General features: G+C 36.5%; 16 protein-coding genes and 1 pseudogene. 6 read left to right on the forward strand and 11 right to left on the reverse strand.

Translation table 11 applies throughout. The annotated features are described in order from the left end of the window. From ABDZ84_RS11985 to ABDZ84_RS12025, 9 genes and pseudogenes are all read right to left on the reverse strand, one after another. A partial coding sequence (locus tag ABDZ84_RS11985) for an IS110 family transposase (protein ID WP_343781644.1) occupies nt 1-253 on the reverse strand: 253 nt, incomplete at its 3' end. Nucleotides 254-369: 116 nt separating this feature from the next. Beyond that, nucleotides 370-625, reverse strand: a pseudogene (locus ABDZ84_RS11990) (5-aminolevulinate synthase); the annotation flags it as partial. Between the two features lie 465 nt (nt 626-1,090). Next, a complete protein-coding gene (locus ABDZ84_RS11995) occupies nt 1,091-1,318 on the reverse strand; it encodes a YozE family protein (protein ID WP_026681958.1) in 228 nt (75 codons plus the stop codon). Between the two features lie 11 nt (nt 1,319-1,329). Further along, on the reverse strand, nt 1,330-2,094 hold the full coding sequence (tatC, locus tag ABDZ84_RS12000; RefSeq protein ID WP_026681957.1) for a twin-arginine translocase subunit TatC: 765 nt from the start codon (nt 2,092-2,094) through the stop codon (nt 1,330-1,332). Between the two features lie 85 nt (nt 2,095-2,179). After that, nucleotides 2,180-2,374, reverse strand: coding sequence for a twin-arginine translocase TatA/TatE family subunit (locus tag ABDZ84_RS12005; protein WP_026681956.1), 195 nt, complete (start codon nt 2,372-2,374; stop codon nt 2,180-2,182). 18 nt (nt 2,375-2,392) lie between these two features. Beyond that, a complete protein-coding gene (gene tatA / locus ABDZ84_RS12010) occupies nt 2,393-2,602 on the reverse strand; it encodes a twin-arginine translocase TatA/TatE family subunit (protein WP_026681955.1) in 210 nt (69 codons plus the stop codon). A gap of 133 nt (nt 2,603-2,735) precedes the next feature. After that, complete coding sequence (gene mobA, locus ABDZ84_RS12015) at nt 2,736-3,323, reverse strand: molybdenum cofactor guanylyltransferase (RefSeq protein ID WP_281949001.1); 588 nt, start codon at nt 3,321-3,323, stop codon at nt 2,736-2,738. A 17-nt stretch (nt 3,324-3,340) separates the two neighbouring features. Then, nucleotides 3,341-3,829, reverse strand: coding sequence for a dihydrofolate reductase (locus tag ABDZ84_RS12020; protein WP_343781648.1), 489 nt, complete (start codon nt 3,827-3,829; stop codon nt 3,341-3,343). 29 nt (nt 3,830-3,858) lie between these two features. Then, nucleotides 3,859-4,815 (reverse strand): thymidylate synthase, encoded by a 957-nt coding sequence (locus tag ABDZ84_RS12025; RefSeq protein ID WP_026681953.1) that lies wholly within the window; start codon nt 4,813-4,815, stop codon nt 3,859-3,861. Nucleotides 4,816-5,051: 236 nt separating this feature from the next. On the opposite strand from ABDZ84_RS12025, the gene ABDZ84_RS12030 reads away from it, so the two are divergent. Further along, complete coding sequence (locus ABDZ84_RS12030) at nt 5,052-6,074, forward strand: C40 family peptidase (protein WP_026681952.1); 1,023 nt, start codon at nt 5,052-5,054, stop codon at nt 6,072-6,074. Nucleotides 6,075-6,158: 84 nt separating this feature from the next. Here ABDZ84_RS12030 and ABDZ84_RS12035 read toward each other — a convergent pair whose 3' ends face one another. Together ABDZ84_RS12035 and ABDZ84_RS12040 are read right to left on the reverse strand one after the other, a co-directional pair. Further along, nucleotides 6,159-6,746, reverse strand: coding sequence for an HD domain-containing protein (locus ABDZ84_RS12035; RefSeq protein WP_026681951.1), 588 nt, complete (start codon nt 6,744-6,746; stop codon nt 6,159-6,161). Beyond that, the gene (locus tag ABDZ84_RS12040) at nt 6,746-8,416 is read right to left on the reverse strand and encodes a formate--tetrahydrofolate ligase (RefSeq protein WP_343781652.1); all 1,671 of its coding nucleotides are present in this window, start codon (nt 8,414-8,416) and stop codon (nt 6,746-6,748) included. Before ABDZ84_RS12040 ends, ABDZ84_RS12035 begins: the two co-directional genes overlap by 1 nt. 423 nt (nt 8,417-8,839) lie before the next feature. On the opposite strand from ABDZ84_RS12040, the gene ABDZ84_RS12045 reads away from it, so the two are divergent. From ABDZ84_RS12045 to ABDZ84_RS12065, 5 genes are all read left to right on the forward strand, one after another. Further along, nucleotides 8,840-9,040, forward strand: a complete 201-nt coding sequence (locus tag ABDZ84_RS12045; protein ID WP_026681949.1) for a cold-shock protein — start codon at nt 8,840-8,842, stop codon at nt 9,038-9,040. A gap of 163 nt (nt 9,041-9,203) precedes the next feature. After that, nucleotides 9,204-9,896, forward strand: a complete 693-nt coding sequence (locus ABDZ84_RS12050) for a queuosine precursor transporter (RefSeq protein WP_026681948.1) — start codon at nt 9,204-9,206, stop codon at nt 9,894-9,896. 815 nt (nt 9,897-10,711) lie between these two features. Beyond that, a complete protein-coding gene (locus ABDZ84_RS12055; protein ID WP_080668710.1) occupies nt 10,712-10,852 on the forward strand; it encodes a cytochrome c oxidase subunit 2A in 141 nt (46 codons plus the stop codon). A 29-nt stretch (nt 10,853-10,881) separates the two neighbouring features. Then, on the forward strand, nt 10,882-11,385 hold the full coding sequence (locus ABDZ84_RS12060; RefSeq protein WP_026681947.1) for a cupredoxin domain-containing protein: 504 nt from the start codon (nt 10,882-10,884) through the stop codon (nt 11,383-11,385). Further along, nucleotides 11,385-13,043 (forward strand): b(o/a)3-type cytochrome-c oxidase subunit 1, encoded by a 1,659-nt coding sequence (locus ABDZ84_RS12065; protein WP_026681946.1) that lies wholly within the window; start codon nt 11,385-11,387, stop codon nt 13,041-13,043. Before ABDZ84_RS12060 ends, ABDZ84_RS12065 begins: the two co-directional genes overlap by 1 nt. Nucleotides 13,044-13,261: the final 218 nt, after the last annotated feature.

Raw genomic sequence — 13,261 nt, forward strand, 5'->3', positions numbered from 1 at the left:
TCAGCCAAAAGTGTCCTGTTGGCTCTGCACCGATGATTAATTCACTTTTACGGTGTTCTTTTTGAAGTCTCGAGACCCAGTTTAAAAGCTGTTCAAAGCCATGAACGCGATTGTCGAAGATCAGTCGTTTTCCAAATTCAAACCCTCGGTCATCCTGCGCACGTGCCACGTGTTTGTTTTTAGCGATGTCGATTCCTACAATTAATGTTTCTGGTGTGATTTGCGATAGTTTGTGATTTTGATTATAATTCATAGTGGGTCCTCTCCTTGGTATTTATTAATTTCGGTGTCAATGCGCATTGACACCCTGTACTATACCAAGGGGGCTCTTTTTTGTTCAACCCTCAAATTTCTTCATTACAGGAATGCTCCTATGTTCCTCGAACCACCTGAGCCTACCCCGAACAACTGGATAGCTTCCTGAGCAGCTGCGGTTACTAGGGGATGCTGAGACATACCCAAATAGTCGTTACTACACCAGACAACAACGGATTGATCATTCTTTTTACCACTTAACGTAGCCAGGGGATATTGACCGCGTATTCGATTAATAGTAACGAATTTCACGATATTGTCCACTTTCTTTTAGTAATTGAATTTTGTTTTTCAATAATTCAGCGTACATAACAAGTCCTCCTTCTTAATCTCTAGTAAACTCAATGTTAATTAGAACTCTACGAAGAATGAATACTATGTAAATTAATTTATTAACATATTCCTCCTTTCTTTCAAATATAAAATTTAGAGTACTTAATAAATTACATACTAATGATGTTAATGGGTTTAGTCAATCATTTTTTCAAAAAATTAGTAAATTATATATTATTTTACCAATATAAATATAGTTACAATTCCTAATATTACTTTTCTAAGGGGATTTAGATTGCTCGTCTATGAAAGATACCTGGTTAGCTTTATCTGGAGACAACCATATATGGAGTTTTTATTAATGACTGTCATGGCTTAGATCAACCAATTAGAATGTGAACTGAGATTTCGTAACTGTGCAGGAAAATATAGAGGCAGAGTAAAAAAGACATGAAGGAATTAATTAGCTTATATTGCACAAAAAAAGACGCTAGAAACAATTCTAACGACTCTCATGTTCATCTATCCTATATATATCCCAAAGCTCATCAAACACGGTTACTGCTGTAGGAAATGGGCTATTATATTCAAGGTAGCTACTTATTTCATCATATTCCATCGCGTGCTTTGGAAAATAATGATCCGCAAAGGCCCAATCTGCTAAACGACTTTTTTCATCTGGATTTTTCTTTCCTCGATATGTCATTAAAAAATGATAAAAAGAACGCAATCCGATTCACCTCATCCATCTAAACGATCACTTTCCATGAATTCTTTATGTTTTTTCAGCTTACGCCGGTACACAACAGCAGCTAAATAAATACTAATCTCATACAAAATAATTAATGGTACTGCTACAACAAGCTGCAATATAAAATCCGGTGGCGTAACTATTGTTCCGATAATAACAAGGATTAAATAAGCATATTTTCGCGTTTTACGCATAAAATCCGGTGTCAGTACTCCTAAAGCAGTAAGGAACATAGCAATTACTGGTATTTCAAACAACACAGCAAATGGCAACGTAACACGTATAAGAAACTTAAAATAACGATCAACGGTGAACATTTCATTAAACATTCCATCATTTAAGGACAAAAGAAATGGAAGAATTAACTCAATGAACATATAATACCCAAATACTAATCCCGCAATAAATAAAAGAAAGACGGCAGGTATATATGCTAATGTTGCTTTCCTTTCCGACTGTGTTAAACCTGGTCTAACAAACAACCAAACCTGTAATGCAAAAATTGGAATGGTGCAAGCAATTGCCACTATCCCCGCGAGCGTAAAATGAATCCAGATAATTTCACCCGGACTTATTACAGTTAATTTAAAGTCCAAATCACTTTGAAAAAAAGAATATATATCTTTGGAGAACACAAATCCACCAATAAAGAATAAAATGAAAAAAACAGCAATAATTATTATCCTATTTCTTAACTCCGATAGATGATCTGTAAGGTTCATTTCCTTTTCATCCATTGATACGTTGTTAGGCATCCTTTCACTCTCCTACTTACATAAACCTTGTACATAGTACCTACATAAAAGAAGATGCAAGGGTTATACCTTACACCTTCGCATATCAGCTTTTACTAGATGTTTGCTTTTCCGTTTTACTAGCATCATCATCGGTGACGATATCCTTCGTAGCATTTTTAAATTCTTTTAACGAACTTCCAAATGCTTTACCGATCTCTGGAAGTTTAGAAGGACCAAATACAACGAGCGCTATGATTAAAATTAAGATTAACCCAGGAACACCAATACTTGAGAACATTCCCTTCACTCCCTTATGTTATTTACTGCTTTTTTGATCAGTAATAATATCTTTTGTTTCCTTTATTTCATCTGTAACATCACTAGTTAATTCATTTGCAGAAGTTTTAAATTCCTTTAACGTTTGTCCTGCCGCTTTACCAATCTCCGGCAACTTTTTCGGACCGAATATTACTAATGCGATGATTAAAATCAAGATTAGTCCAGGAAAACCTATACTAGAAAACATCTTCACACCTTCTTTTCATAATTAATCTTATTATAATCAAAATTTCAAAAAACAAATATCCTTTGTAAAAAAATTCATAGCGTGTTCAATGATTAAGTATAAAGCGCTTTTAGTGTAACATGTTTTTCTTCTCTTAAACAAGTCTCATTGTCTTAGCGTGTTCATATTGTTCTGGCGTATTCATATTGAAAAAATGACGTTCTACTTGATCACGTGGGAATCCATGAAAATCATGGATAAAGCGAATATTCATCTCCTCAAAAAAACCAGTAACTTTTCGTTCACCCTTATCCAGTTGCTTTTGTACCTCTTCAAGCACTGATTTTTTATAAACAGCTGCTAAAGGATGCATATGTGTTTGATAAACGGGTACAACACCATCATAGTCTTCCAGGTTGTCTATCATATATTGTAAAATCGGATATTGGATAAACGGCATATCACAGGCAGTGATGATAAAAACATCCGCTTTATTATAATAAAGCGCTGCTTCTATGCCTGCTAATGGTCCACTTTCTTGATACCTATCTGTTACAAATCGAGCTGGTAAATCGTTATAAAGCTGGGGCTGATGTGTAACAATGGATAAGCAATTCGTCACCTTCATCAATTCAAAAAAGATACGATTTATCACCGTTTGATTGCCAATTTTCAATAAAGACTTATTTGTTCCCATTCGCCGAGATTTACCACCAGAAAGTATTACCCCACAAGTATCCATTCGTTCCTCCCTACTACTTAAATTCGATCATACTGTAAAAAGTAATATTCGTAAGGATTTGAATCATTTCTTTCCCCTTTAACCTTAGAAGTAAGCCTCCATTCTTTTTCTGAGAATGTAGGAAAATATGTATCCCCATCAAAAGAATGATTAATCCACGTAATATACATTCTATCAGCTATCATCATCGCCTGCTCAAATATTTTTCCACCACCAATGATAAAATATTCCTGATCAGGGTGGGTCTCACTCCACTGTTTAATATGATCTAAGCTATCAATTACTTGGACATCGTCAGGGAAATCATTATCCCCTCTCGTAAGCACAACATTTGTACGGTTGGGTAAACTACGTCCTAATGAATCATACGTTTTTCTCCCCATAATGACAGTTTGATTGACTGTCTTTTCCTTAAAGAAGCGTAGGTCCTTTGGTAATCGCCATGGTAAATCATTATCTACACCGATGACATGATTGCGATCCATTGCCAATAATAATGATATCATTCTTTGTCCTCCTAATAACTAACAGTTACTTACACAGCTATCGGTGCCTTGATGGCTGGATGTGGGTTGTAATCCAATATTTCAAAATCAGAAAGTTCGAAATCAAATATAGACGTTTTTTCTGCATTTAATTGTAATGTTGGAAAGCTTCTTATTTCACGATTTAGCTGTGTCTTTACTTGATTTATATGATTCGTATATATATGTGCATCCCCCAAGGTATGGACAAATTCACCTGGTTGTAGATTACATTCATGCGCAATTAGGTGTGTAAGTAAAGCATAACTTGCAATATTAAACGGTACGCCAAGGAATACATCCGCACTCCGTTGATATAGTTGACAAGAAAGCTTACCTTCTGCTACATAAAACTGAAATAATGTATGACATGGAGGTAAAGCCATTGATGGTATATCTTCAGGGTTCCATGCTGATACAATGTGCCTCCTTGAATCCGGCTTGTACTTAATGTTCTCGATTACTTCTTTAAGCTGATCGATTACCTCATTTTGTGATGTCTTCCATTGACGCCACTGTTTTCCATAAACAGCTCCTAAATCGCCAAACTTTTTAGCAAACGCATCATCAGCGAGAATTCGCTCTTTAAAAATGGACATTTGCTCTTTATATTGCTCATGGAAACGGCTATCAAGCTGTGAACGGTTACCAAAATCCGTCATATCTGGTCCATGATAACTATCACTTGTAACCCATTTTTCAAAAGCCCATTCATTCCATATATTATTGTTGTTTTGTAGCAGGTATCGTATATTCGTATCCCCTTTTATAAACCATAGGAGCTCACTTGCAACTAAACGAAAAGGCACCTTTTTGGTAGTTAACAATGGGAATCCTTTTGCTAAATCGAAGCGCATTTGGTGACCAAAAACAGAATAGGTACCAGTATTTGTACGATCTTGTTTATTAGTACCATTATGTAAAATGTGATTACATAAATCTAAATATGCCCTTTCTCCTGTAACCATATCTATTCCTCCATTTACTATCTACTATCCAACTAATTGTAACACAAACTACAATTTTAAGCAGTTTACACATCACGTTAACATACTGTATTTGAACAGGCGCACTCCAATTTTTGAGGTATTGTCAGTCTTAATAAGATTTAGAGTTTACGTTTGTAACACAATCGTAACTCATAAACATGCTAAATACTCATAAATCTGTTAGAGACAGTCATAAATTAGAAAGGGGTATTTGCATGCTAAATGGTACTGTAGAGCACGTAGTAAAACGTTCTTTACTTTATGGCTACGTGTTAAGTCAACCACTTGTAGCCTATGTTGATGCATATCCTGAACTACAAAATAAGCTTTTATTCGAATCAGAACAACTAGAGTTTGGCAAACATGGCGAAGCTATTCGCATCCTACAACAAAAGCTTCATACATTATCCTATTTTGATAATAATATAGATGGTAAATTTGGAATCTTAACCGAGCACGCACTTAAAAACTTTCAAGCTGAACATAGCTTAACGATTAATGGGAAAGTTAACGAGGATACATTAAAAGCAATAATCAAAGATGAAGAACAAGAATATATAGATCAGTTAGAAAATTTTTCAGATGAGATCCGGCCTGGAATGTACAACGCAAAAGTAAAGATCGTTCAAAAGTCATTACAATACTTTGGATACTATGAGGGTGAATTAGACGGAATATATGGCCCATTAACGAAGCAAGCATTACAAATTGCTGAAGACGAACATAAAATGGATTTAATTGATGATACCTACCTTACCTCAAATGCACCAGTAGAAAAAAAGAAGAAGTCAGAAAATGTGCAGCAAAGAAATGAGGAGTCTGTTGAAGAAAAGCAGGAAGCAGCAAAGGAAGTTAAAAAAGTTCGCATAGAAGGCAATGATGGAGCGACTATAGTTCAAGAAGCTCGTTCACAAATTGGTACGCCATATACTTGGGGAGGAACCTCACCTAGTGGATTTGATTGTAGTGGTTTTATTCAATATGTATATCAACAACAAGGCGTGCAGCTTCCGAGAACCGTGAGTGATATTTGGAATTTTTCCACTCCCATCTCGAATCGCTCTGTCGGTGACCTCGTATTTTTTGAAACATATAAACCAGGACCATCCCATATGGGAATTTATATCGGTGACGGAAAATTCATCCATGCAGGTGAATCGAATGGCGTGGAGATTAGCGAATTAACTAATCCTTATTGGGAAGCTAGGTACCTTGGCGCAAAGCGAGTTAATCAATAATAGCATAAAGTGGGAGTCTTACTGAAAAAGATACCCATCAAACGATGGATATCTTTTTAGCTTATGTACAGTAAAGCAATACCTTTACCACTCGTTATAAAATTGTTCTAAATATCTTTCCATAAATTGATGACGTTCGTTAGCAATTTCTTGGGCTGTTTCTGTGTGAAGCAGCCCTTTCAGTTTCAATAGTTTATCATAGAAATGCTGGATGGACGTATGCTTCGATGTTTCATGGAATATAGGTTGCCCTTTTGCACCTCCATAAGCAAAGGTTCGAGCAATGCCAATCGCACCAATCGCATCCAGTCTATCAGCATCCTGCACGACTTTTCCTTCCATTGTAGTTGGAATCCTCCCTTTTCGGAAAGAAACATTTCTCATAATTTGCCTAATTTCCTTGATATCGCTCTTTGTAAAATCTATGGAATGAAGGAAAGCATCCATTTCGTTCAATGATTTGATCGAATCATGAAATAATTTTTCATCACCTATATCATGGAGCCAAGCAGCAGCTTCACAAATAAATGGCTCTGCGCCCTCCTTATTGGCGATCATTCTAGCCATTCGTGCTACTCGCTCCATATGATAATAATCATGACCAGTAGGATCATCCGTAAAACAACTAAAAACATAGGCTTTTATCTTTGCTAACTGTAAAGCTGCCTCCATTAAAACAGCCCTTTCACCTTTCCATCTGCTGTTACGTCCATATTTAGCGCTGCCGGTTTTTCAGGAAGTCCAGGCATCGTTAATACATCACCTGTTAATACAACAATAAAGCCTGCACCTATAGATGCTCGTAGTTCCCTAATAGTGATCGTAAAACCTTCTGGTCTCCCTACACGTGCAGGGTCATCTGAAAGTGAATATTGTGTCTTAGCCATGCAAATTGGGAGGTTATTCCATCCCTGCTTTTCAAATAGCTTTATTTGCTTCGATGCATGCTTTGAAAGCTCAATATCCTTCGCTCCATAAACTGTTTGAGCTATTTTTCTAATTTTTTCTTCAATAGAATCTTCTAATTCGTATAGTGGTTTAAAGCTTTTCTTCCTGCTTTCGGTCTTAGCGATAATTTTGTTAGCTAATTGAATACCGCCTGATCCACCACTTGCCCATACGTCAGTCAATGCTACTTCAACATGTTGTTCCTCACACCAGTTCTCAATAAAATGGACCTCATTTTCTGTATCGGTTGGAAACTTATTGATAGCAACTACAAATGGAACATCAAACGCTTCAATCGTTTCCATATGTTTTTTCAGATTTTTCATACCTGCTTTAAGTGCTTCTAGATTTTCTTCGGCAAGTTTATCCTTTGCCAACCCACCATGCATTTTTAATGCACGAACTGTAGCAACAATAACAACTGCGGCAGTGTCAATGTTTCCAACACGTGATTTTATATGAAAATACTTCTCAGCACCTAAATCTGCACCAAACCCCGCTTCTGTTACAACATAATCACCTAGTTTAGCCGCAGTTTTTGTAGCGATAATACTGTTACATCCATGCGCTATATTCGCAAATGGCCCGCCATGTATAATCGCAGGAGTATTTTCGATCGTTTGAACAAGGTTCGGCTTTAATGCATCTTTTAAGAGTAACGTTAATGCTCCCTCCGCTTTAAGATCACTCACAGTAACGGGTTGCTCATTATAGGTATAGCCGATCACAATTCTTGCCAATCGTGATTTTAAATCTACTATATCGGTTGCTAAACATAAAATGGCCATGATTTCAGATGCAACTGTAATTGTAAAGCCATCTTCTCTCGGAACACCCTTTGATGGTCCTCCTAGCCCTACGATGATTTTACGTAATGCTCGATCATTCATATCCATGACACGTTTCCATTCTATTCTTCTCGGATCAAGATCGAGTTCATTTCCTCGATGAATATGATTGTCAATCATTGCCGATAGCGCATTATTTGCACTCGTAATAGCATGTAAATCTCCGGTAAAATGAAGGTTTATATCTTCCATTGGTAATACTTGAGAATAACCCCCTCCTGCTGCACCACCCTTTATTCCCATTACTGGACCTAATGATGGTTCACGCAATGCAATTACTGCCCTCTTACCTATTTGGTTCAAGGCTTGTCCTAAGCCTACTGTGACTGTGGATTTCCCTTCTCCTGCAGGGGTTGGGTTAATAGAGGTAACAAGAATAACTTTGCCATCTGGCTTATCCTTTAACGTATGTAAAAGATGATTGGATATCTTTGCTTTTGTATGTCCATACGGCTCCCATTCATCTTTACTTAAATTCAAGTTCTCAGCAATTTTATGTATCGGTTCTAGCTTTGCTTCCTGTGCTATTTCTATATCCGTTTTCATGTAATAGTACCCCTTCCTAAAATTTAGATAAATATGGTGGGAAATAACTTCATCCTATCTACTACATTTCGATGTAAATCATGATCGTTCATACAGTAATTACAGCAAATTCTGCCGCTTGCCTTCATGCTCTCCTTGCATGTCTCTTGATACCGCTTCACCTAATCAAATTATAGACGAGTAACGAAAAAATGTCGACATAACCTTGCTTATTTTCTTGACTCACTTATGTAAATAAGCTATATTAGACACAAGCAAAGAAGATGTACGGATTCATTAATGACGCAGGCAGCTTCTATAGAAGTGGATGTAATAGTGATCCTACACTTCTATAGAAACTGCCTATTTTTATGTTCTGTCTATCTGCTTTGTATTACCACGTTTGTGCTTAAAGAAACGTGAAAGTTTTTAGGAGGATTATTCATGGAAAATGGTGTAGTTAAATGGTTCAATGCTGAAAAAGGATATGGCTTCATTCAGCAAGAAGAAGGAAATGACGTATTTGTACATTATTCAGCAATTCAAGAAGAAGGCTTTAAAACACTTGAAGAAGGACAAGAAGTTTCTTTTGAAATCGTTGAAGGTGAGCGTGGTCCACAAGCAGCTAATGTTGTTAAAAAATAAATAGTGATCAAAATATATAAAGCGGTAATCTTAATGGTTACCGCTTTTTTTGGTGGTTATAATAGGAATATCCTTGCTTTTCGAGTTAGTTCTTCGTATAATAGCTTTTGTGTTTTTCGCGGTTCGAGAACTCCCGCGTTACCAAAACTAAGGAGGAATAATAATGCCTAACGAGCTTATATGGATTTTATTTGCGTTGGTCAATTTTTCGTTATTGCTATTGTTCTATCGACTATTTGGTAGAACAGGCTTATATGTTTGGATCGGAATGGCAACAGTGATAGCCAATATTCAGGTGTTAAAAACAGTGGATTTAATTGGCTTAACAGCTACTCTTGGGAATATCCTATATGGAACTGCTTATTTAGCTACCGATATAATTAATGAAAAACATGGTAAAAAAGAGGCGAAAAAAGCAGTATGGTTGGGATTTGCAACATTAGTTACCATGACAATCATCATGCAAATTGCCTTAGCATTTGAACCAGGTGCTGAAGACATTGCTCATGATGCGCTGGCGACTATATTTAGTTTAATTCCACGAATAGTGGCCGGAAGCTTAGCAGCGTATATGATTAGTCAATACTTTGATGTTTGGATTTATGATAAATTACGTAATCTATTTCCAAGTGATCGGCAGTTATGGATTAGAAATAATGGGAGTACGGTGATAAGTCAATTTGTAGATACGATTGTTTTCTGTACTATTGCATTCTATGGAACATATCCATTCGATATTTGGTTGGAAATATTTATAACAACCTATGTTATCAAATTCGCGGTGGCAATTATCGATACACCATTTATGTATATTGCTAAGAACATGCATGTTGAAAAAAGTAATAGCACAAATTAATGCAAAAGGAAGCACAATAACCTATTTAACTATTGTGCTTCCTTTTTTTCTTATCAAGTCCCCATTTATTCTTGTATTATAGTTACCTCTTGTTATATGCATACATATGTATATTAGCTTGGAGTCATTTTATCTTCCATTAGTATCTCCTGAATAAATAGACTCATTAAACGATTTTCAATCTATATACTCAAAGACCCCCAACCTGACGAAATTCTTATTCGTTGGCTTCCTTCACACTGGTTCTTTTATTTCGACAACTAAAAAATAACTTACATTTATTCTGTAACATCTTAGAGGAATAGGATAAGATACTATTCATTCATACATGCCTCTCCCTCCTCTCTATCTAAATTTCGGTTTCGCGGCAGTTTGCATACTTAGTTCAAACGACATTTTTGCATGATGCTTCAACACTAATCAAATTTGCTAAGTTAAAACATGCTGACTTCGTTCCGTTTACCTTTTATCAATATGCTCCCTGCTCTGTTAGGCTTACTAATTACCTAATTATCGTATTCTAAGCCATGCTTAAGTCAGCAGGATAAGCTTGTTTATGTGCCTTACTTTTTAAACATTTGTTTTCAAACAGCTACTACTTCTTTCCTACAAGGTAGTTTTTCACTTAATTGCCACTTTTTCTTCACAAATCCTTCAATTACTTTTCTAACCTAAATGTTAGTAAAGTACTGACACAGAGCGGTTCGAACATAATTGAACAAATTGTGAAAACACTAACGAACAATGCTAATTCGGGCAGTGTTTTGTGTATGATGAAAATAGAAGCACTACTTTAGTCATGAGGGGGGAGTAGAATGGAAAATGCTGAAAAGCAGAAATCTGAAGAGCGTGTAGAAACGCCAAACCTGAAAGGTACACTACTATCTGTGTTATTACTAGGAGTCTTCATTATCGTTAGTTGGTTTGGTGTATTTGCCTTATTTTTATCTAGGTAATTGGAATGAATTTAGGGGGGAGTGTTAGCATGCATTTGCATAAGTTTGAGAAGGTATGGTTAATATTTGGAACTGGATCACTTCTATTATTCTTGCTTGTGATTGGGGTTGGTGCATTTTATAAAGGTACCCATCCTTCCAGTCATTTAGAAACAATTGACTTAAAGAATATTGAAAGTCATGAGGCCTTTCAACCAGATAATTTAGGCGTAACACAGGTAAAAGAGGATCAGTATATCGTTAATTTTGTTGCCTCTGCCTTTAACTATGATTTTGGTGTTGATGATAATGGTAAACCGCTAAAAAAGATTAGAATTCCTAAAGGATCTACTGTTTTATTTCAAGCAACAACAAAAGATGTAATTCATGGATATCAAGTTGCTGGGACGAATGTAAATATGATGCTGGAGCCTGGTTACATTAGCCGCTACGAAACGGTTATGGATGAGACAGGTGAATTTACAATTGTATGTAATGAATACTGTGGATTGGGTCATCACCAAATGTTTGCTTCTGTGGAGGTGTATGAATAATGATTGCTACTAAACTTGGTATTTCAAAATCTGATTCCAAACTTACTATGGCCTTTATCTATGTTGCGTTTATTTCACTATTTATTGGTGGGCTAATGGGGCTGTTACAAACACTTGTAAGATCAGGTTCCCTTTCACTTCCATGGGGAATCACCTATTATCAAGTATTAACGGTACATGGAGTAATACTCGGACTCGTTTTAACTACTTTTTTTATTATCGGTTTTCAATATGCTTTGATGGCCAAAACAGTTGGTATTTCAAAAAAACAGCGATTATATGCCTGGTTAAGTTTTATAGTCATGTTAATTGGTACGGTCATGGCCGCCGTTATGGTGTTATTAGGTAAAGCAAGTGTACTATATACATTTTACGCTCCATTGCAAGCACATCCTATATTTTATTTTGGATTGGCATTGGTTATTATCGGTAGTTGGATTGCCTGTTTTGTTAACTTCCGACAACTCTATGTTTGGAAAAAGACTCATAAAGATGAAAAATCACCGCTTCTTGCCTTTATGGTAGTTATCAATATGGTATTATGGTTTATTGCAACGCTTGGTGTAGCAGCCGCAGTCATTGTTCAATTTATTCCGTGGTCCCTTGGATATGCGGAAACGATTAATGTTTTAGTAAGTAGGACCTTGTTTTGGTATTTTGGTCATCCACTTGTATATTTTTGGCTACTACCTGCATATATGGCTTGGTATGCCATAATCCCGAAGATTATTGGCGGCAAAATTTTTAGTGATTCATTAGCACGATTGTCTTTTGTATTATTTTTATTATTCTCTATACCAGTCGGCTTTCATCATCAGCTGACAGAACCTGGAATTGACCCAACGTGGAAGTTTATACAAGTTGTACTTACATTTATGGTCATCATTCCTTCACTTATGACAGCATTTTCTATGTTTGCCATGTTTGAGATAACTGGCAGACGGAAGGGGTTTCGTGGATTATTTGGTTGGTTTAAACATTTACCTTGGAAGGACGTTCGTTTCTTTGCTCCTATGGTAGGTATGCTTGCATTCATACCAGCAGGAACTGGAGGAATAATCAATGCATCCCATCAATTAAACAACGTTATTCACAACACGATGTGGGTTACTGGTCATTTCCACTTAACTGTAGCAACTACTGTTTTACTTACCTTTTTCGGAATTAGCTATTGGTTGATCCCACACCTAACAGGTAGAAAGCTAACAAACAAGATCAATAATTTAGGGTTAATACAAACCGTTATTTGGGCAGTAGGGATGACTATCATGTCTGGATCCATGCATATATCTGGTCTGCTAGGTGCACCGCGAAGATCTGCCTTCTCTGAATATGGTGGAACTGCCCAAGCATCAGATTGGATAGGATATCAAATTGCTCAAGCGGTTGGAGGCACTATTTTATTTATCGGTATTCTACTAATGGTATATATCTTTCTGCAATTAACTTTCTTTGCACCGAAGGGACAGGAAGAGTTCCCAATTGCTGAAGAAGAAGTGAATGCTCAACCGACACCGCTATTTTTAGAAAATTGGAAGCTCTGGATTGGCATTACAATTGGGTTAATCTTATTTGCATATACCATTCCATTTATCGATATTATTCTGCACGCTCCAACGGGTAGCGAACCATTTGCTTGGCCAATCGGGAATTCATAATATACTAGGAGTGAGTATCCCATAAGGTACAAAGGAATATAGAACTCCTGTAGAAGGAGCAATATCGTGTCACTAACCTGAAGTATTTTATTCACGAGAAGGATGAACCGTCGTTGCCCCATGGCAATAGTATACTTCAGCTGTATAGGTAAGGGGCTGGGACATAACTAGCCCTTATGAAGTTAAAAAAGATTCCAGTTATCAAAAAATGATAGCTG

The organism is Virgibacillus salarius, from assembly GCF_039521925.1.
Taxonomy (GTDB): Bacteria; Bacillota; Bacilli; order Bacillales; family Amphibacillaceae; genus Virgibacillus; species Virgibacillus salarius.